Below are 19,881 nucleotides of genomic sequence, written 5' to 3' on the forward strand. Positions count from 1 at the left end.
TCTCAGCCGCCCAGTGCCCGTACCCCCGCCGTGACCAGTACGGCGGCGGCGACGATCACCAGGAAGGGGGCGCGCAGCATCAGGGCGACGGCTGCCGCCGCCAGGCCCGCGCCTCGGGCGTCGAGCACCAGGTGCTGTCCGCTGCTGAAGGTCTGCTGGGCGGTCAGGGCGGCCAGCAGCGCCACCGGGAGCAGCGCGGCGAGCCGTCGCACGAGCGGCCGCTCCAGGGCCCCGGCGGGGACCAGGAGGCCGAGGAGCTTGACCAGGTAGCAGCCGAAGGCGGTGGCGGCGATGGCGATCCAGACGTTCAACGCCCCGCTCCCTTCACGGAGTTCCCGTCGGCCGATACGGATGTGCCCCGGCCGTTCTTGACGTTCTCGTGGCTGTTCCTGACGTTCTCGTGGCTGTTCCTGGCGCTCTCGTGGCCGTTCTTGGCGTTCTCACGATCCGTCTCGGCGTTCTCGCGATCCGTCCCGGTGTTCTCGCGAGCCTTCGCGGCATCCCGGCGGCCCTTCAGGAACAGCACGGCGGGTGCGGCGAGCGCGGCCATCAGGACCGGCGCCCCGGCCGGCAGCACCGGCAGGAAGCCCAGGGCCAGCAGGACCGCGAGCCCGGCGGTGATCCGCTCCGTGGCGGTGGTGAGCATCGGCGCGAGCAGCGCCAGGAAGACGGCGGGGCTCGCCGCGTCCAGCCCCCACGCGTCCGTGTCGCCGATCGCCTCCGCGCCGACGGCTCCGGCCAGGGTCGTGAGGTTCCACAGCACGTAGAGCGTGAGTCCCGTGACGGTGAAGCCGATCCGGGCGGCCCGCCGGGTGGGCTGGGCGAGCGTCACGGCGGTCGTCTCGTCGATCACCCACTGGGCGGCGAACGGCCGCACCGCGCGCGGGAGTGCGAGCAACTGCGACAGCCGCAGCCCGTAGAAGGCGTTGCGTACGCCCAGGAAGAAGGCTCCGGCCGCCGCCGTGAACGGGTTGCCGCCCGCCGCGAGCGCGCCCACCAGGGCGAACTGCGAGGCCCCGGTGAAGACGAGGAGGCTGAGCGCACACGTCTGCAGGAGTGTGAGACCTGATCCGGCCGAGGTCACACCGAAGGCGAAGCCGGAGAGCCCCACGGCCACGCCGACGCCGAGGGCGTCCCTGACGACGGCGGAGTCGGGCTTGGCCCCGGCGTCGGGGTGCGCCGCCGTGCCGGTCGCCGCGGGGCCCGGTTCGGATTCGCCCTTCGGGCGTATGTCTGGGAGTGCTGACTGTTCTGCTGCCACGTCCGGGACGTTACGTGGGCGGGGCCCCCGCGTTCTTGTACGTTCTTGCGCGCTCCCTGCGGTACACGCCAGGCGTCACGCCCACGATGCGGGTGAAGTGGCGGTTGAGGTGCGGCTGGTCCGTGAAGCCCACGGCCACGGCGGCCTCGGCGGGCGCGGTCCCGGCCTCCAGGAGCAGCCGGGCACGGCGGACGCGTTCGCCGGTGAGCCAGGTGTGCGGCGGCAGCCCGTACGCGCCCTTGAAGGCCCGCAGCAGCGCGAACGGGCTGGTCCCGAGGTCGTTCGCCAGCTGTTCCAAGGACGGCGGGTCAGCCAGCCGCTGTTCCAGGAGGGCGCGTGCGGCGGCCGCCGTGCGGGCGCCCGCCGAGCCGGTGGTACGCCCGGGCAGGGAACGCCCGTGGCGGCGCAGCAGCCGGGCGACGGCGACGCGGAACACCGTGTCGGCGGCGAGGGCGTTGCCCTGCTCGGCCGCCCGGTGCACCTCCTGGATGAGCAGGGAGGTGTCCGGGTCCTCGACGATGATCTCGGCGAAGCCCACGGTGCCGCGCAAGGTGGTGACCTCGGCGGCGATGTCGGCGATCAGCTGTGACGAGGGGTAGAGCGTGGCGTACGTCCAGCCCTCGGGGACTCCGGCGTGCGCGGAGTGCGGCACCTCGGGGTTGATCATGACGACAGTGCCGGGGCGAGCCCGTATGGTCTCGCCGGGCAGGACCACGTCCTCGATCCCGCCGCGCACCGCGCCGAAGACGAAGCCCTCGTGGCTGTGCCGGGCGAAGGAGTGGCTGACGTAGCGGGCGTGGAGCAGTTCGAGGCCCGGCAGCCCCGGATACCGCCAGTGCCGTGCCCACTCCTCGGCCGCGTTCATATCCGCATTCTCGCAGCTCCGGGCCATTGTCAGTGGGTGGGTGCACGATGGGGACCATGGCACGGACAGCGCTGGACTCCTTCTCCCCCGCGACCAGGGGCTGGTTCACGGGGGCCTTCACCGCGCCCACCGCCGCGCAGGAGGGCGCCTGGCGGGCGATCTCCGAGGGTTCGGACGTCCTGGTGGTCGCGCCGACCGGCTCGGGCAAGACCCTCGCCGCGTTCCTGGCCGCTCTGGACGGGCTGGCCGCCGCCCCGCCGCCCGCCGAGGCGAAGAAGCGCTGCCGGGTGCTGTACGTGTCACCGCTGAAGGCGCTGGCCGTCGACGTCGAGCGCAATCTCCGCTCTCCGCTCACCGGCATCCGCCAGGAGTCGGTGCGCCTGGGGCTGCCGGAGCCGGAGGTGCGGGTCGGGATCCGTTCCGGCGACACCCCGCCCGCCGAGCGCCGCGCCATGTCGACCCGCCCGCCGGACATCCTGATCACCACGCCCGAGTCGCTGTTCCTGATGCTCACGTCCTCCGCGCGCGAGGCGCTGGCGGGCGTCGAGACGGTGATCCTGGACGAGGTGCACGCGGTGGCGGGCACCAAGCGCGGAGCCCATCTGGCCTTGTCCCTGGAGCGGTTGGACGAGCTGCTGGCCAGGCCCGCCCGCCGGATCGGCCTGTCGGCGACGGTGCGCCCGGTGGACGAGGTGGCGCGCTTCCTGTCGCCGCAGCGCAAGGTGGAGATCGTCCAGCCGCGCTCCGCCAAGGAGTTCGACCTGTCGGTGGTCGTTCCGGTGGAGGATCTGGGAGAGCTGGGCGGCTCGCCGGCGGCCGACGCCGCCGAGGGCGCGGAGAAGCCGTCGATCTGGCCGCACGTGGAGGAGCGCATCGTCGACCTGGTGCAGGCGCACCGCTCGACAATCGTCTTCGCCAACTCCCGCCGCCTGGCGGAGCGGCTGTGCAACCGGCTCAACGAGATCGCGTACGAGCGTGCCACCGCGGCCGCACTGGAGGCGGGCGAGACCGCCGTGCCCCTGCCGGAGGCCCACTCCCCGGCCGAGGTCATGGCCCAGTCGGGCGCGGCCAAGGGCGCGCCGCCCGTCCTCGCGCGCGCCCATCACGGCTCGGTCTCCAAGGAGCAGCGCGCGCTGGTCGAGGAGGACCTGAAGGCGGGCCGGCTGCCCGCCGTCGTCGCCACCTCCAGTCTTGAACTGGGCATCGACATGGGCGCGGTGGACCTGGTCGTGCAGGTCGAGTCGCCGCCGTCGGTCGCCTCCGGGCTCCAGCGGGTGGGCCGCGCGGGCCATCAGGTGGGCGCGGTCTCCACGGGAGTGGTCTTCCCGAAGTACCGGGGCGATCTGGTCCAGTCGGCGGTGGTCACCGAGCGGATGCGCTCGGGATCCATCGAGTCGCTGCGGATCCCGTCCAACCCGCTGGACGTGCTGGCCCAGCAACTGGTCGCCATGACGGCCCTGGACAGCTGGCAGGCGGACGACCTGCTGGCGCTGGTGCGCCGGGCGGCGCCCTTCGCGGCGCTGCCGGAGTCGGCGTTCACGGCCGTCCTGGACATGCTGGCGGGCCGCTATCCGTCCGACGCCTTCGCGGAGCTGCGCCCGCGCGTGGTGTGGGACCGCGTGGCCGGTACGGTGACGGGCCGCCCCGGCGCCCAGCGCCTCGCGGTGACGTCCGGCGGCACCATCCCGGACCGCGGCCTCTTCGGGGTCTTCCTGGCGGGCTCCGACCCCAAGAAGGGCGGCGGCCGGGTCGGCGAGCTCGACGAGGAGATGGTCTACGAGTCGCGCGTCGGCGATGTGTTCACGCTGGGCACGACCTCCTGGCGGATCGAGGACATCACCCGCGACCGCGTGCTGGTCTCCCCCGCCCCCGGCGTGCCGGGAAGGCTGCCCTTCTGGAAGGGCGACCAGCTGGGCCGTCCGCTCGAACTGGGGCGGGCGCTGGGCGCGTTCCTGCGCGAGGTCGGCTCGCTCAGCCCCGAGGACGCGCGGCTGCGGCTGCTGAGCGCGGGTCTGGACGCGTGGGCGGCCGACAATGTGATCGCCTACCTCGACGAGCAGCGCCGCGCGTGCGGCCATGTGCCGGACGACCGGACCATCCTCGTCGAGCGGTTCCGCGACGAACTGGGCGACTGGCGGGTCGTCATCCACTCCCCCTTCGGGGCCCAGGTGCACGCGCCCTGGGCGCTGGCGCTCGGCGCCCGTCTGGCCGAGCGGTACGGGATGGACGCCCAGGTCATGCACGCCGACGACGGCATCGTGCTGCGGCTGCCCGACGCCGATCTGATGGGCCTGGACCTGCTCGACCAGGACCCGGGGCACCTGGACTCGACGTACGACAGCGAACAGGCCCCCGTCGGCGCGGCGGACGCCGTCTTCGACAAGGGCGAGATCGAGCAGATCGTCACCGACCAGGTGGGCGGCTCGGCGCTGTTCGCCGCCCGCTTCCGGGAGTGCGCCGCGCGCGCGTTGCTGCTGCCCCGGCGCAACCCCGGCAAGCGCACCCCCCTGTGGCAGCAGCGCCAGCGGGCGGCCCAACTGCTCCAGGTGGCGAGCGAGTTCGGCTCGTTCCCGATCGTCCTGGAAGCCGTCCGCGAGTGCCTCCAGGACGTCTTTGACGTTCCGGGGCTGACCGAGCTGATGGGTGACCTGGAGGCGCGCCGGGTCCGGCTGATCGAGGTGACCACGCCCGAGCCGTCCCCCTTCGCACGCTCGCTGCTCTTCGGCTATGTCGCCCAGTTCCTGTACGAGGGTGACTCGCCGCTGGCCGAGCGGCGGGCCGCCGCCCTCTCGCTCGACTCCCGTCTGCTGGCCGAGCTGCTCGGCCAGGCCGAGCTGCGCGAGCTCCTGGACGCGGACGTCCTCACCGAGCTGGAGCAGGAGCTCCAGTGGCTCGCCGAGGACCGCCGGATCAAGGATGTGGAGGGCGTCGCCGATCTGTTGCGGGTCCTGGGGCCGCTGACCGACGACGAGCTGGTCGCGCGCGGTGCCGAGCCCGGGTGGCCGCAGGAGCTCGCGGCGGCCCGCCGCGCCATCCGGGTGCGGATCGGTGGCGCCGAGCACTGGGCGGCGATCGAGGACGCGGGGCGGCTTCGCGACGCGCTGGGCACGGCGCTGCCGGTGGGCGTGCCCGAGGCGTTCATGGAGCCGGTCAAGGACCCCCTCGGCGACCTCCTGTCGCGGTACGCGCGCACGCACGGGCCGTTCACCTCGGCCACGGCGGCCGCCCGGTTCGGCCTCGGCACGGCCGTCACGGACGGCGCGTTGCAGCGGCTGGCGGCGAGCGGACGGGTGGTGCAGGGCGAGTTCCACCCGGCGGGGCTCGGGCAGGAGTGGTGCGACGCGACGGTGCTGCGCCGACTGCGCCGCCGCTCCCTGGCGGCGCTGCGCCACGAGCTCGAACCGGTGCCGCCCGCGGCGCTCGCCACCTTCCTGCCGCAGTGGCAGCACTTGGGGAGCAACAGCCTGCGGGGCATCGACGGGCTGGCCCGGGCCGTCGAGCAGCTGCAGGGCGCGGCCGTCCCCGCGTCCGCCCTGGAGAAGCTGGTCCTGCCATCCAGGGTCTCCGACTACGGGCCGGGGCTGCTGGACGAGCTCACCACCACCGGCGAGGTCCTGTGGGCGGGGGCGGGCGCGTTGCCGGGCAAGGACGGCTGGGTCTCCCTGTTCCTCGCCGACGCGGCGCCGCTGCTGCTGCCACCGCCGCATCCCCTGGAGCTCACCGCGCTGCACGAGTCGGTGCTGACGGCGCTCGCCCCCGGCTACGGGCTGTTCTTCCGGCAGATCGCCGACCAGGTCCGCTCCACCACGCACCCGGAGGCGACCGACCCCCAACTGGCCGACGCGGTCTGGGACCTGGCGTGGTCGGGGCGGCTCACCAACGACACCCTCGCACCCCTGCGGGCGCTGCTCGGTTCGGGCCGCACCGCCGGGTCCACGGCCCACCGGGCCAAGCGGACGGTGCCGCGCGGGCGGTACGGGACGCTGACGGCGGCGGCGCGGCCCGCGTCGCGTACCGGTCCGCCGACGGTGTCGGGGCGCTGGTCGCTGCTGCCCGCCCGCGAGCCGGACCCCACGCACCGGGCGCACGCCCTGGCCCGTACGCTCCTCGACCGCCACGGCGTGGTCACCCGGGGGGCGGTCGCGGCCGAGGGGGTCGAGGGCGGCTTCTCGGCGACGTACCGGATCCTGGCGGCGTTCGAGGACAGCGGCCAGGCGCGGCGGGGCTATGTGGTCGAGGGGCTGGGCGCGGCCCAGTTCGCGATGGACGGGGCGGTGGACCGGCTGCGGGCGGCGGCCACCGCGCGCGACCGAGCGGAGGCGCGGCCCGCGCCCCGTGGTGTGGTGCTGGCGGCCGCGGACCCCGCCAACGCCTACGGGGCGGCGCTTCCCTGGCCCGAGCCGCCCGCCGGGGCCGGGCACAAGCCGGGCCGCAAGGCCGGGTCGATGGTCGTTCTGGTCGACGGTGAGCTCACGCTCTACATGGAGCGCGGCGGCAAGTCCCTGCTGGTCTGGCCGGCTGAGCCCGATGATCCGGCGCTGGTGGCGGCGGTGGATTCGCTGGCGGGGGCGGCTCGGGCGGGGCGGCTGGGCACGGTGACCGTGGAGCGGGTCAACGCCGAGTCCGCGCTCACGTCGCCGCTCGCGCGTTCGCTGGAGTCGGCGGGGTTCGTACCGACGCCGCGGGGGTTGCGGCTGCGGCCTTGATTCCCCACCCCACCCCTTCCCGAAAGCCCTGCGGGCGGCCGGGGGGTGGGGCGGATGGGGTGAGCGGGTTTCCCGGGGCTTCGCCCCCGGAGTCCCCGAGCGGGGCTGTGCCCCGGCGCCCCCCGCGGGGCTGCGCCCCAGCAACCCCCTGTTCGTCTGCGGGCGGTGTGTGGCTGGTCGCGCAGTTCCCGGCGCCCCTTACGGGGGCTTCGCCCCGGACCGGCACCCCGACCGGGCCCCCGGACCCTGCCCGTGCCCGGGAGTCGCCGCCCCCGGCCCCTGCCCGCGCCCGGGAGTCGCCGCCCCCGGCCCCCTCGCCCCTCGCCCCCCGACCGGCCCCCACCCCAAAACCGCCCCCCGAGCCCCCGCCCCGGCACAATGGCCCCATGCCCGAAGGAGACACCGTCTGGCAGACCGCTCGGCGGCTCGGTGGCGCGCTTGGCGGATGCGAGCTGGTCCGGTCCGATCTGCGTGTGCCCCGGCTCGCAACCGTCGACCTGACCGGGCGGGCCGTGCTGGACGTCACCCCGCGCGGCAAGCACCTGCTCACCCGGATCGAGGGCGGCCTCACCCTCCACTCGCATCTGAGGATGGAGGGGTCCTGGCGGGTGTTCGCGCCCGGGGAGCGCTGGCGGGGCGGGCGGAGCGACCAGATCCGGGCGATCCTGGGCACGGCGGAGCGCACGGCGGTCGGATACCGGCTGGCCGTCCTCGAACTGCTCCGCACCCGCGACGAGCACCGCGTCGTCGGCTACCTCGGCCCCGATCTGCTCGGGCCGGGCTGGGACCCCGAGGTGGCCCTGCGCAACCTGCTCCAGGACCCGGCCCGGCCACTCGGTGAGGCGCTGCTCGACCAGCGCAATCTGGCGGGCGTGGGCAACATCTACAAGTCCGAGATCTGCTTCGCCGTCCGGGCCGCGCCGTGGCTGCCGGTGGGCGAGCTCACCGACCCCGCGCGGGTCGTCGTCGCCGCCAAGAAGATCCTGGAGGCGAATCGGGAGCGTACGTCCCGGAAGGTGTACGTGTACGGACGCAGCGGGCAGCCCTGCCCCCGCTGCGGTACGGCTCTGCGCGCCACCACCCTGCGCGACCCCGCCGGCAGCGAACGCCCCACCTACTGGTGCCCCCGCTGCCAGCCCAACCCACCGGCGCACAGCCACTGACGCGGCACGGCAAGGAACGACAGGGCAGGACAGGACAGGGCAGGGCGCGGCAGGCAGGGCGCGGCAGGACAAGACAAGGCGCGTCAAGGAACGACAGGGCGCGGCAGGGCAAGACAAGGCACGTCAAGGCACGTCAAGGCAGGACCAGTTGACGGCCCGTCAGGTTCCGCCGTACCGTCCCCGCATGCCCCTCTCGGCGTACGACCTCACCGATCGCACCGCCTTCGTGACCGGCGCCGCCGGCGGTATCGGGCGGGCCAGTGCCGTGCTGCTCGCGGAGGCGGGCGCGGTCGTGCACTGCGCCGACCTCGACGACGAGGGCCTCCAGGGCACCCGCGAGCTGATCGCGAAGGCAGGTGGCGCCGCGTACACCCATGTGCTCGACGTGACCGATCGCACCCGGCTGCGCGCGGCCGTCCGGGCCGCGGGCCGGGTCGACATCCTGGCCGCCATCGCCGGGATCATGCACTCCAGCGCCGTCCTCGACACCGACGACGCCGACCTCGACCGCGTTCTCGCGGTCAACTTCAAAGGCGTACTGCACTCCTGTCAGGAGGTGGCGCGCGTCATGATCGAGAACGGTACGCCGGGCAGCATCATCACCATGGCGTCCGGAGCCGTCGACTCCGCCGGGCCCGGGCTGTTCTGCTACAGCGCCTCGAAGGCGGCCGTCGTCCAGCTGACGAAGACGCTCGCCACCGAGCTCGGCCCGCATGCCATCCGCGTCAACGCCATCGCTCCGGGCTGGGTCCGTACGCCGATGACCGAGCGGCACTCGACCGAGCACCAGCGGCGGATCGAGTCGACGATGGTCCGGCTCTCCCCGCTCGGGCGGGTCGGCGAGCCCGAGGACATCGCGCACACCGTGCTCCATCTCGCCTCGGACGCCTCGTCGTTCACGACGGGCCAGATCCTGCGTCCGAACGGCGGCGTCGCGATGCCGTGGTGACCGTGGGGCTCGTGACATGCACCGGCAGCAGGCTCAGGCCCCAGCCGCCCGCGGCCACCGCGCCCTCCAGGACTCCGGCCTCCTCGGGCGCCGTCAGCAGGCGCAGCACCGCCCACCACCACAGCGCCCCCACCACGAGCGCCGGCACCCATCGCACCGCCACCGCCATGGCCGCCTCCTCGGGCCGACGCTAGACCGCTCCCCCGTTCACCGGGAGGGCGCACCGGATGCAGTCGCAGCGCACACCAGGCCCCGCGCGCCGCCCCACCCACCCCGCCCGCACCTTCACCCTGACAGCACCTTCGCCCCCGACAGCACCTTCACCCCCGCCCGCACCTCAGGCCGTCTCCGCCTGGAACATCCACGCATGCTTCTCCAGGTCCGCCGTCAGCCCGATGAGCACGTCCTGGCTGACCGGGTCGGGCTCGCCGGTGGCGTCGATCCGCTCGCGCATGTTGGTGACCACCGCACCCAGCGCGTCGACCAGGATCCGTACCGCGTCGGTGTCCTTGATCCAGCCGGTCGGCACCTTGCCGATGGCGCTCGACGACGCCACGGTCGCCGCGCGGCCGTCGGGGGACACACCGATCGCGGCGGCCCGCTCGGCCACCGTGTCGGAGTGGAGCCTCGCGGTGTCGACCACCTCGTCGAGCTGGAGGTGGACGGACCTGAAGCGCGGCCCGACGACGTTCCAGTGGACCTGCTTGGAGACCAGCGAGAGGTCCACCAGGTCGACGAGTGCGCCCTGGAGGGCGTCGCCGACCGTCTTCAGGTCGGCCTCGGACAGCGAGCTCTTGACGACAGACATGCATGCACTCCGTTCCGTGAGCACTGACTCTCCCCACCTTGGCACAGAAGCCACAAAGTGGGCATTCCGGAAAAGATCCGGGGAACAGAGAAGCCCCGGCCGGTCAACAGACCGGTCGGGGCCACTCACAGACAGAGCCTGACGACAACAGGCGTCAGGCCGCGACGACGTCCACCGCTTCCGCGGGCGCCTTGATCGTCACTCGCTCCGTCGGGACACCGGTCACCGACGTCACGGAGATCGAATTGAGCATCGGACGTACCGGTGCAGGCACCGGGTCGCTCGCCGCCGCCGAGGCAGCGAGCTCGGCAAGTGCCAGCTCGTCGCTCACTTCCCGCATGAGCTCGGACATCCGTACGTCAAGCGCGTCGCAGATCGCGGAGAGCAGCTCGGAGGAAGCCTCCTTCTGCCCCCGCTCCACCTCGGAGAGATAGCCGAGTGAGACTCGGGCGGACGAGGAGACTTCGCGCAGAGTACGGCCCTGGCGCTGGCGCTGCCGACGCAGCACGTCACCCAGCAGGCGACGGAGCAGAATCATCGGTGGCTCCCTCCTCGGACCGCGTAGCCGCATCCTTCACGCCCCACCGTACCGCCTCGCGCTGCGGCCGTGCGGGGAGCGATGTCGTGTTCACTCAGGGCTGCAAACATCAATTCCCCCCGTTCTGTTCCGTATCCTGTGCCCGCGCATCTTCGCCGAGTTCACTGGAGAGCAGTTCGAGCACGCTCCGTACACTCTCCCTACGGATTTCCGCCCTGTCGCCGTTCAACCTCAAAGCGATGGATTTTGCTGTGCCGTCCGGTCCCGCGACCGCCACGTACACCGTCCCGACGGGGTGGCCGTCCTGAGGTGCGGGCCCGGCGACGCCGGTGGTCGCCAGGCCCCAGTCGGCACCCAGGACCTTCCGCACACCCGCCGCCATCTGCCGCGCGACCTCGGGATCCACCGCTCCGCGCTCGGCCAGAAGGGTCGCGTCGACGCCCAGCACGTCCCGCTTCAGCTCCGTCGCGTACGCCGTCACGGAGCCGCGGAAGACGCGCGAGGCGCCCGCCACGGACGTCACTTCGGCGGCCACCAGTCCGCCCGTCAGCGACTCCGCCACCGCAAGCGTCTGCTCACGCTCCGTGAGCACCTGGACGATCCGGGCCGCCCCGCTCACCGGCCCGGTCCCTCCACTGCGGCGTCGGCGGCGCGCTCCGCGCGCTGCGCGGCGAGCCCCTGGCGCCTCAGTACGACCGCCTGTCGCACATAGTCGAGCCCGGTGACGACCGTCAGCACCACGGCGACCGCCATCACCCAGAAGCGCAGGGTCGCCAGCGGACCCGTGAGCGCCAGCACGTACATCCCCGTTGCCGTGCCCTGCGCCAGGGTCTTGAGCTTCCCGCCCCGGCTGGCGGGAATCACTCCGTGCCTGATGACCCAGAAACGCATGAGCGTGATCCCGAGTTCCCGGAAGAGGATCACCCCGGTCACCCACCACGGCAGATCGCCGAGCGAGGAGAGGCAGACCAGCGCGGAGCCCATGATCGCCTTGTCCGCGATGGGGTCCGCGATCTTCCCGAAGTCCGTGACCAGGTTGTACGTCCGGGCCAGATGCCCGTCGAAGATGTCCGTGATCATGGCGACGGCGAACGCCGCCCACGCCCAGGCCCGCCAGGCCGGGTCGTACCCGCCGTCCTGCAGCATCAGCGCCACGAAGCCCGGCACGAGCACGAGCCGGACCATGGTGAGGATGTTGGCGATGTTCCAGAGGCTGGCCTGGTTGACGGCCGCCGCGCCCAGCTTGCCGCCGGGCGCCGGCGTACGGCCACCGCCCGCCGCGGATGCCGGGACTCCGGTCATCTGGCCGCCTCCTCAAGGACGTCGAGACTCGTCACCACCAGGTCGACGCCCTCGGCGGCGACGACCTTCGCCTCGACGATACGGCCCGGCGTCAGTCCCGTGCCCTCCGTGAACCGCACTTGACCGTCGGTCTCGGGCGCCTGGTGCTCGGCGCGGCCCACCACGCCGTCCTCGCCGTCGACCGACTCGACCAGCACCCTGACGGTGTCGCCGACGCGCTCCTCGGCGCGCTGGGCGGTGAGCTCCTCGGCGAGCCGCGACAGGTGGTCGAGCCGCTCCGCGATCACCTCGGCGTCCAGCTTGTTCTCGTACGTGACGGCCTCGGTGCCCTCCTCGTCGGAGTAGCCGAAGACGCCGATGGCGTCGAGGCGGGCGGCCGTGAGGAAGCGTTCCAGCTCCTGGAAGTCGGCCTCGGTCTCACCGGGGAAGCCGACGATGAAGTTGGAGCGCACACCGGCCAGCGGAGCCTTGGCGCGGATCGTCTCCAGGAGCTCCAGGAACCGCTCGGTGTCACCGAAGCGCCGCATGGCCCGCAGCACGCCGGGCGCGGAGTGCTGGAAGGACAGGTCGAAGTACGGCACGACCTTCTCGGTCGAGGTCAGCACGTCGATCAGGCCTGGCCGCATCTCGGCGGGCTGCAGGTAGCTGACGCGGACGCGCTCGATGCCGTCGACGGCCGCGAGCTCCGGCAGCAGTGTCTCCAGGAGCCGGATGTCGCCGAGGTCCTTGCCGTACGAGGTGTTGTTCTCGGAGACCAGCATGACCTCCTTGACGCCCTGCTCGGCCAGCCAGCGCGTCTCGCCCAGCACGTCCGAGGGGCGGCGCGAGATGAAGGAGCCGCGGAAGGACGGGATGGCGCAGAACGAGCAGCGCCGGTCGCAGCCGGAGGCCAGCTTCACCGAGGCGACCGGGCTGGTGTCCAGGCGGCGGCGCAGCGGGGCGCGCGGGCCGGAGGCGGGCGCGATGCCCTCCGGCAGGTCCTCGGGGGCGCTCTCCGGCGCCTCCTGCGCGTGGCCGGGCAGCGCCACGTCGGCGCTCTGGCGCTCGACGGGGCTCAGCGGCAGCAGCTTGCGCCGGTCGCGCGGGGTGTGCGCCTCCACGCTGCCACCGCTGAGGATGGTCTGGAGGCGGTTGGAGATGTCGGCGTAGTCGTCGAAGCCGAGCACGCCGTCGGCCTCGGGGAGCGCGTCGGCGAGCTCCTTGCCGTACCGCTCGGCCATACAGCCGACGGCGACCACGGCCTGGGTGCGGCCGTGGTCCTTGAGGTCATTGGCTTCGAGGAGGGCGTCGACGGAGTCCTTCTTGGCGGCTTCGACGAACCCACAGGTGTTGACGACGGCGACATCGGCGTCCGAGGCGTCCTCGACGAGCTCCCAGCCGTCCGCTGCCAAGCGGCCTGCAAGCTCCTCCGAGTCCACCTCGTTACGGGCGCAGCCGAGAGTGACAAGGGCGACGGTACGGCGTTCGGGCATGGACTCAAGACTACTTTGTCCCGGCCCGCCTCCCCGCCCCGAGGGTTGATCAAGGAATCGGCGGCCGTGCGCGGCCGGGACTCCGGCGGTCCCGGTCAGCCGACGACCGGGTCGCCCTTGGTGTAGGTCAGCCGCTCGACCTGGCCGTCACCGAACTGGTCCTCGACCTTCTTGCCGTTGACGTAGAGCTCGATCGCGCCGGCGTTGCCGAGGATCAGATCGATCTTCTCGCCGTCGACGAAGGTCTTCGACTCGCCCTTCTCCAGGAGGCCGTCGTAGAGCACCTGGCCGTTGTGCGCCTTGGCGGAGATCCAGCTCTTGTCGGAGATGGCGCTGAGCTTGACGGTGACCTTGTCCTGCGGGGCCGCGGCGATGGCGCTGTCGGAGGGGGCGGGCGGCTTGGGCGCGACCGGCGGGACCGACGACGGCTTGGGGCTGGGGCTCTGCTGGTGCGTCTGGGTCGGGCCCTCGGCGACCTGGGTGCTCTTGCCCTTGGAGTCGCCGCTGCCGCTGAACATCGTGAAGCCGACGAAGCCGACGACCACCACGATCGCGGCGACCATGGCCGCGGTCCAGTTCGGCCGGCGCCGCTCGGGCCTGATCCGCTCGGCCTCGAACATGGGCGCCGCGGGCGTGGGCGCGGGACGGCCGCCGTGGTCGGCGTCGTACCGCTCGACCAGGGGTTCGGGATCCAGATGCACGGCCCGCGCGACGGTGCGGATGTGTCCGCGCGCGTACACATCGCCGCCGCACCGGGAGAAGTCGTCCTCCTCCAGGCCCTGCACGATCGGGATGCGCACGCGCGTGATCGAACTGACCTCGTCGACGGTCAGTCCTGCCGCGATACGGGCCTGCTTGAGGGCGTGGCCGATCGTCGGCCGGTCGTCGTCAGCAAAGGAGGGCCGGTCGTCGTCGCCGAGGGAAGGCCGGTCGTCTTCGGGAGAGTTGCCGATGGACACGGGGGCGCCTTTCGAGCGTGAGCCACCTGCTGGGTGTTCAGTCTAGGGGGGGTACGAAAGGGTGGGGCAACCGGGAGGGTGGAGTTTGTACGCCATACGAATGGCCTCCTCCCTTCCTCCTAACGGGTCAGGAGGGAGGCATGTTCCTGCTCTTCCCTCAACTGGACGTATGACCGAGGAAAACGGTTGCCCCGCGCTCCCGTTTCCATGCTCCATTCGGCCGCGGGACCGCGCCCCTCGGGCCCGCCCCGGGCCATCAGGGAGCCTCCCCGCGGATCACCGCCAGCACACCGTCGAGCTCGTCCGGCTTGACCAGGACGTCACGCGCCTTGGAGCCCTCGCTGGGGCCCACGATCCCGCGCGACTCCATCAGGTCCATCAGCCGGCCCGCCTTGGCGAAGCCGACCCGCAGCTTGCGCTGGAGCATGGACGTCGACCCGAACTGGGTGGAGACGACCAGCTCAGCGGCCTGGCAGAGCAGATCGAGGTCGTCACCGATCTCCTCGTCGATCTCCTTCTTCTGCTTCTGCCCGACGGTGACGTCCTCGCGGAAGACCGGCGCCATCTGGTCCTTGCAGTGCTGGACGATCGCGCCGATCTCGTCCTCGGTGACGAACGCGCCCTGAAGGCGGGTCGGCTTGTTCGCACCCATCGGCAGGAACAGTCCGTCACCCTTTCCGATGAGTTTTTCGGCGCCGGGTTGATCGAGGATGACGCGGCTGTCGGCGAGCGAGGAGGTCGCGAACGCGAGCCGGGACGGCACGTTCGCCTTGATCAGACCGGTCACGACGTCGACGGACGGCCGCTGGGTGGCGAGGACCAGATGGATGCCGGCGGCGCGGGCCAACTGGGTGATGCGCACGATCGCGTCCTCGACGTCACGCGGCGCCACCATCATCAGGTCCGCGAGCTCGTCGACGATCACCAGCAGATACGGATACGGCGTCAGCTCCCGCTCGCTGCCCTCGGGCAGCTTGACCTTGCCGTTGCGGATCGCCTCGTTGAAGTCGTCGATATGGCGGAATCCGAACGCCGCCAGGTCGTCGTAGCGCAGATCCATCTCGCGCACGACCCACTGGAGCGCCTCGGCGGCCCGCTTGGGGTTGGTGATGATGGGCGTGATCAGGTGCGGAATGCCCTCGTACGCGGTGAGTTCGACCCGCTTGGGGTCGACGAGCACCATCCGTACGTCCTCGGGCGTCGCGCGCACCATGACCGAGGTGATCAGGCAGTTGATGCAGGACGACTTGCCGGAGCCGGTCGCGCCGGCCACCAGCACGTGCGGCATCTTCGCCAGATTGGCCATCACATAGCCGCCCTCGACGTCCTTGCCGAGCGCGACGAGCATCGGATGGTCGTCCTCGGCCGCGTCCGCGAGGCGCAGCACGTCGCCCAGGTTGACCATCTCGCGGTCGGTGTTGGGGATCTCGATGCCGACCGCCGACTTGCCGGGGATCGGCGAGATGATCCGTACGTCCGGACTGGCCACCGCGTACGCGATGTTCTTGGTCAGCGCGGTGATCCGCTCGACCTTCACGGCCGGGCCCAGCTCCACCTCGTAGCGGGTGACCGTCGGGCCCCGGGTGAAGCCGGTGACGGCCGCGTCGACCTTGAACTCCGTGAAGACGTTCTGCAGCGAGGCCACTATGGCGTCGTTGGCGGCGCTGCGCGTCTTGCCCGGCCCGCCGCGCTCCAGCAGGTCCAGCGAGGGCAGCGCGTAGGTGATGTCGCCCGCGAGCTGGAGCTGCTCGGCGCGCGAGGGCATCTCGGAGTGCGCCGGAGCCGCCTTGGTCAGATCCGGTACGACGGCGGGGGCGCCCGGGGTCGCCTTGGGCGCCCCCGACTTGGCGAGGTCGGCCTTGGCGGCGGCTCCGGTCCTGGCCCCGGCCTCGCCTCGGGCCGTCGGCACCGGCGTGGTGTTTCCGCGCTCGCGCTCGACGGAGACGCCCTGGGTGAGGTCGGCGACGATCGGGGACGGCGGCAGGCCGTTCAGTACGGCGCCGTCCAGCGCCGCGGCCGCGGCGGCGGCCACGTCGACCGGGTCCATCGGGTTGTCGAACGCCGGTTGCACCGAGGCGCGCCGGGGCTTGCGTCGCTGCGAGAGCGCCGCCTGCTCGGCCTCGTCCTGGGCGTGCACGTCGGACGGGAGGGTACGGCGCCCCGGCGTGCGCCGGGCGCGCGGCGCGGGCTCCTCGTCGCGCCAGTCGTCCTCGTACCGCTCGTCGTACAGCTCGTCCTCGCCGAGCTCTCCCGGCAGCGGCTCGACGATGCCGAGCCGAGCGCCCAGGGCCCGCAGCCGCTGCGGGATGGCGTTGACGGGCGTCGCGGTGACCACGAGCAGCCCGAAGACGGTCAGCAGCACCAGCATCGGCACCGCCAGGACGTCGCCCATCAGGAATTCGAGCGGCTTGGAGGCGGCCCAGCCGATCAGGCCGCCCGCGTCCTGCATCGCGCTGGTGCCGTCGTCGCGGCCCGGAGAGCCGCAGGCGATGTGGACCTGGCCGAGCACGCCGAGCACCAGCGCGGAGAGGCCGATCACGATCCGCCCGTTGGCCTCGGGCCTCTCCGGGTAGAGGATCAGACGGACCGCGATGGCGCCGAGCAGCAGCGGCACCAGCAGGTCGAGCCGGCCGAACGCGCCGGTCACCAGCATCTCGACCAGGTCACCGACCGGCCCCTGCAGATTCGACCAGGTGCCCGCGGCGACGATCAGCGCGACGCCGAGCAGCAGCAGGGCGAGCCCGTCCTTGCGGTGGGCGGGGTCCAGGCCCTTGGCGCCCCGCCCTATGCCGCGGAACATCGCCCCGACCCCGTGGGCCGCGCCCAGCCAGAGGGCGCGCGCGATCCGGTACACGCCCCCGGTGGGCGAAGGCGCCGGCTTGGGCGCGGGCTTGGCGGCCGCCACCTTCTTGGCGGGTGCCTTCTTGGCGGCGGCTTTCTTCGCGGGCGCGACAGCCTTCTTCGCGGGCGCTTTCTTGGCGGGCGCGGCTGCCTTCTTGGCGGGTGCCGCGGTACGGCCGGCGCGCTTCGCGGTGCCCGCCGTGCCCTGGGAACCCTTGCCGGACGTACGTGAGGCCATGGTGCTGAGGTTACCGGTGCGGGCGGCGGTCGACACGACGGCCGGTGCTTCACCCGTTCGTGTCGTACCGAAAGACGATAGTCACGTACGCACAAAGGGGCCTGACGCGTCATCAGCGTCAAGCCCCTCCGTACGGCTCGATTCCGCACCGTCCGGGCCGCTCGGTTCCCGCGTCGGTTCCGCGTCCGTTCCGCCCGGCTCGGCGTCCGTTCAGCGCCCGTTCAGCGTCGGTTCTGCGTCAGTTCTGCGAGGGCAGAGCCGCCGTGCCGCTGCCGGTGCCCGGCTCCAGGGCGTCAAGCGCCCGTCGCAGACCGGTCAGTTTGCGTTCGAGGTGGGCCGCGGTGGCCACCGCGGCAGCGTCCGCCGACTCGTCGTCGAGCTGCTTGGAGAGCGCCTCGGCCTGCTCCTCGACGGCCGCGAGCCGCGCGGACAGCTCGGCGAGCAGACCCGCGGGCTCCTTGGGGTCGCCGGCCGTCTGGCCGCCGCCCTCCAGCTGGAGCCGCAGCAGCGCCGCCTGCTCGCGCAGCTGACAGTTCTTCATGTAGAGCTCGACGAACACCGACACCTTGGCACGCAGCACCCAGGGGTCGAAGGGCTTCGAAATGTAGTCGACGGCCCCCGCCGCGTACCCCCGGAACGTGTGGTGCGGGCCGTGGTTGATGGCCGTGAGGAAGATGATCGGGATGTCCCGGGTCCGCTCCCGCCGCTTGATGTGCGCGGCGGTCTCGAAACCGTCCATTCCAGGCATCTGGACGTCCAGCAGGATGACCGCGAATTCGTCCGTCAGCAGTGCTTTGAGCGCTTCCTCCCCTGACGATGCCCGCACCAGTGTCTGATCGAGCGCAGAGAGGATGGCCTCCAGCGCCAGCAGATTCTCCGGCCGGTCATCGACCAGGAGGATCTTGGCCTTCTGCACCATGGCCCGTCCTCCTCGCCCCGGCAGTGCACCGGGCGCCGCCCCAGGGGACGACTCCCTTGCGCCGCCCGTCCTTGTGCCGGTCATGGTAGCCGCACCCCGCCTGTCGCCACACCCTGTCACCGCGATGTCACTGTGCACGTAGCAGAAACGTAGTGGGAGACCAGAAGGTTCCCCGAATACCGCCGTCTCACACGCCTTCGGCCACAGTCAGTCAGCAACTCGCGGTGAACCGTGCGGCCACCGATCACTTCCCTCGCATCCACTGCTCCATCACCGAGAGCAGGTGGTCGGGATCGACCGGCTTGGTGACGTAGTCGGACGCGCCGGACTCGATGGCCTTCTCCCGGTCGCCCTTCATCGCCTTCGCGGTGAGCGCGATGATGGGCAGCCCGGCGAACTGCGGCATACGACGGATCGCCGATGTCGTGGCATACCCGTCCATCTCCGGCATCATGATGTCCATCAGCACGACGGCCGTGTCCTCGTGCTGCTCCAGGACCTCGATCCCCTCGCGGCCGTTCTCCGCGTACAGCACCGACAGCCCGTGCTGCTCCAGGACGCTGGTGAGCGCGAAGACGTTCCGTACGTCGTCGTCGACGATCAGCACCTTCTCGCCGCCGAAGTGGAAGGTGCGCGCGGGCGTGGGCTCCGGCTCCTGGGCCGCCCAGGAGTCCCGCTGCGCCTCCCCCTGCTGCCCGGGCAGCGTCGCCGCGGGCTCCGCGCCGAGCGTCTTGCGGCGGCGCCGGAACAGCCCGGCCGTCCCCGTCTGGCTCTCGCCCGGGGTGAGCGGCGCCGTCTCGTGCGGGACGAGGTCCTGGCGCGCGCCGTCCAGGGCGCCGCCCTCGGCGGACGCCTCGCCGCCGGGCGGCAGCTGCGGGTATCCCTGCGGCGGCAACTCGCTGGGGTGCAGCGGCAGATAGAGCGTGAAGGTGGAGCCGCGGCCGGGCTCGCTCGCCGCGTGGATCTCGCCGCCGAGCAGCCGGGCGATCTCGCGGCTGATGGACAGGCCCAGGCCCGTGCCGCCGTACTTGCGGCTGGTCGTGCCGTCGGCCTGCTTGAACGCCTCGAAGATCACCCGCATCTTGCTGGCCGCGATACCGATGCCGGTGTCGGTGACCGAGAACGCGATCAGGTCGGCGTCCGCGTCGCGCAGCGAGCCCGCCTCCAGGAGCTGTTCACGGATCGCGTGCGGAACGTCCGCGTGGGCGGGCCTGATCACCAGCTCGACGGCCCCGCTGTCGGTGAACTTCACCGCGTTCGACAGCAGGTTGCGCAGCACCTGGAGCAGCCGCTGCTCATCGGTGTGCAGCGTCGCCGGAAGCTCCGGCGAGACCCGTACGGAGAAGTCGAGCCCCTTCTCCGCGGTGAGCGGCCGGAAGGTCGCCTCCACGTAGTCGACGAGCTGCACCAGGGCGATCCGGGTCGGGCTGACGTCCATCTTGCCCGCCTCGACCTTGGACAGGTCGAGGATGTCGTTGATCAGCTGGAGCAGGTCCGAACCCGCACCATGGATCGTTTCCGCGAACTCGACCTGCTTCGGCGAGAGGTTACCCTCCGCGTTGTCGGCGAGCAGCTTGGCGAGGATCAGCAGCGAGTTGAGCGGGGTGCGCAGCTCGTGCGACATGTTCGCCAGGAACTCGGACTTGTAGCGCATCGAGACCGCGAGCTGTTCGGCGCGCTCCTCCAGGACCTGCCGAGCCTCCTCGATCTCGGTGTTCTTCACCTCGATGTCACGGTTCTGCTGGGCGAGCAGCTCGGCCTTCTCCTCCAGCTCCGCGTTGGACTCCTGCAGGGCCTTCTGCCGGTTCTCCAGCTCCGCCGACCGCTCGCGCAGCTGCTCGGTGAGCTCCTGCGACTGCT

The 19,881-nt window shown here is 72.1% G+C and carries 15 protein-coding genes and 2 pseudogenes; 4 read left to right on the forward strand and 13 right to left on the reverse strand.

The genetic code is table 11. From position 1 onward, the window contains the following. Positions 1 to 2: 2 nt before the first annotated feature. The 3 genes and pseudogenes from AB0G17_RS18630 to AB0G17_RS18640 all read right to left on the reverse strand — a co-directional run bounded on the left by AB0G17_RS18630 (position 3) and on the right by AB0G17_RS18640 (position 2,126). Positions 3 to 311 carry an AzlD domain-containing protein gene (locus AB0G17_RS18630; RefSeq protein ID WP_361383312.1) on the reverse strand — a complete coding sequence of 103 codons (309 nt, stop codon included), beginning with the start codon at positions 309 to 311 and terminating at the stop codon, positions 3 to 5. Between the two features lie 194 nt (positions 312 to 505). Next, positions 506 to 1,231, reverse strand: a pseudogene (locus tag AB0G17_RS18635) (AzlC family ABC transporter permease); the annotation flags it as partial. 40 nt (positions 1,232 to 1,271) lie between these two features. Next, on the reverse strand, positions 1,272 to 2,126 hold the full coding sequence (locus AB0G17_RS18640; RefSeq protein ID WP_361383315.1) for an AraC family transcriptional regulator: 855 nt from the start codon (positions 2,124 to 2,126) through the stop codon (positions 1,272 to 1,274). Positions 2,127 to 2,182: 56 nt separating this feature from the next. Between AB0G17_RS18640 and AB0G17_RS18645 the strand changes: the two genes are divergently transcribed. The 3 genes from AB0G17_RS18645 (at position 2,183) to AB0G17_RS18655 (ending at position 8,944) form a co-directional block, all read left to right on the forward strand. Next, positions 2,183 to 6,832 carry an ATP-dependent helicase gene (locus tag AB0G17_RS18645; RefSeq protein WP_361383318.1) on the forward strand — a complete coding sequence of 1,550 codons (4,650 nt, stop codon included), beginning with the start codon at positions 2,183 to 2,185 and terminating at the stop codon, positions 6,830 to 6,832. 386 nt (positions 6,833 to 7,218) lie between these two features. Next, positions 7,219 to 7,995 carry a DNA-formamidopyrimidine glycosylase family protein gene (locus AB0G17_RS18650; RefSeq protein ID WP_361383321.1) on the forward strand — a complete coding sequence of 259 codons (777 nt, stop codon included), beginning with the start codon at positions 7,219 to 7,221 and terminating at the stop codon, positions 7,993 to 7,995. A gap of 184 nt (positions 7,996 to 8,179) precedes the next feature. Then, the gene (locus AB0G17_RS18655; protein WP_361383324.1) at positions 8,180 to 8,944 is read left to right on the forward strand and encodes an SDR family NAD(P)-dependent oxidoreductase; all 765 of its coding nucleotides are present in this window, start codon (positions 8,180 to 8,182) and stop codon (positions 8,942 to 8,944) included. Here AB0G17_RS18655 and AB0G17_RS18660 read toward each other — a convergent pair. From AB0G17_RS18660 to AB0G17_RS18705, 10 genes are all read right to left on the reverse strand, one after another. Beyond that, positions 8,892 to 9,107, reverse strand: a complete 216-nt coding sequence (locus tag AB0G17_RS18660) for a hypothetical protein (RefSeq protein WP_361383380.1) — start codon at positions 9,105 to 9,107, stop codon at positions 8,892 to 8,894. The genes AB0G17_RS18655 and AB0G17_RS18660 overlap by 53 nt on opposite strands. Before the next feature lie 174 nt (positions 9,108 to 9,281). After that, positions 9,282 to 9,752 carry a DNA starvation/stationary phase protection protein gene (locus tag AB0G17_RS18665; protein ID WP_361383326.1) on the reverse strand — a complete coding sequence of 157 codons (471 nt, stop codon included), beginning with the start codon at positions 9,750 to 9,752 and terminating at the stop codon, positions 9,282 to 9,284. A gap of 154 nt (positions 9,753 to 9,906) precedes the next feature. Then, positions 9,907 to 10,290, reverse strand: a complete 384-nt coding sequence (locus AB0G17_RS18670; protein WP_067165033.1) for a helix-turn-helix transcriptional regulator — start codon at positions 10,288 to 10,290, stop codon at positions 9,907 to 9,909. Between the two features lie 109 nt (positions 10,291 to 10,399). After that, positions 10,400 to 10,909, reverse strand: a complete 510-nt coding sequence (locus tag AB0G17_RS18675; protein ID WP_361383329.1) for a CinA family protein — start codon at positions 10,907 to 10,909, stop codon at positions 10,400 to 10,402. Beyond that, a complete protein-coding gene (gene pgsA / locus AB0G17_RS18680; protein ID WP_361383332.1) occupies positions 10,906 to 11,592 on the reverse strand; it encodes a CDP-diacylglycerol--glycerol-3-phosphate 3-phosphatidyltransferase in 687 nt (228 codons plus the stop codon). Before pgsA ends, AB0G17_RS18675 begins: the two co-directional genes overlap by 4 nt. Beyond that, complete coding sequence (gene rimO / locus AB0G17_RS18685) at positions 11,589 to 13,064, reverse strand: 30S ribosomal protein S12 methylthiotransferase RimO (RefSeq protein ID WP_361383335.1); 1,476 nt, start codon at positions 13,062 to 13,064, stop codon at positions 11,589 to 11,591. The genes pgsA and rimO overlap by 4 nt, the downstream gene beginning before the upstream one ends. Positions 13,065 to 13,159: 95 nt before the next feature. Then, on the reverse strand, positions 13,160 to 14,023 hold the full coding sequence (locus AB0G17_RS18690; protein ID WP_361383338.1) for a helix-turn-helix domain-containing protein: 864 nt from the start codon (positions 14,021 to 14,023) through the stop codon (positions 13,160 to 13,162). Positions 14,024 to 14,279: 256 nt separating this feature from the next. Continuing rightward, complete coding sequence (locus tag AB0G17_RS18695) at positions 14,280 to 17,102, reverse strand: DNA translocase FtsK (protein ID WP_361383341.1); 2,823 nt, start codon at positions 17,100 to 17,102, stop codon at positions 14,280 to 14,282. A gap of 238 nt (positions 17,103 to 17,340) precedes the next feature. After that, on the reverse strand, positions 17,341 to 18,021 hold the full coding sequence (locus AB0G17_RS18700; protein ID WP_361383344.1) for a response regulator: 681 nt from the start codon (positions 18,019 to 18,021) through the stop codon (positions 17,341 to 17,343). Between the two features lie 244 nt (positions 18,022 to 18,265). Continuing rightward, positions 18,266 to 19,675, reverse strand: a complete 1,410-nt coding sequence (locus AB0G17_RS18705) for an ATP-binding protein (protein ID WP_361383383.1) — start codon at positions 19,673 to 19,675, stop codon at positions 18,266 to 18,268. A gap of 92 nt (positions 19,676 to 19,767) precedes the next feature. On the opposite strand from AB0G17_RS18705, the pseudogene AB0G17_RS18710 reads away from it, so the two are divergent. After that, a pseudogene (locus tag AB0G17_RS18710) lies at positions 19,768 to 19,866 on the forward strand (hypothetical protein); the annotation flags it as partial. Positions 19,867 to 19,881 lie beyond the last annotated feature (15 nt).

The sequence above is a fragment of the Streptomyces sp. NPDC023838 genome, assembly GCF_040639555.1.
Taxonomy (GTDB): Bacteria; Actinomycetota; Actinomycetes; order Streptomycetales; family Streptomycetaceae; genus Streptomyces.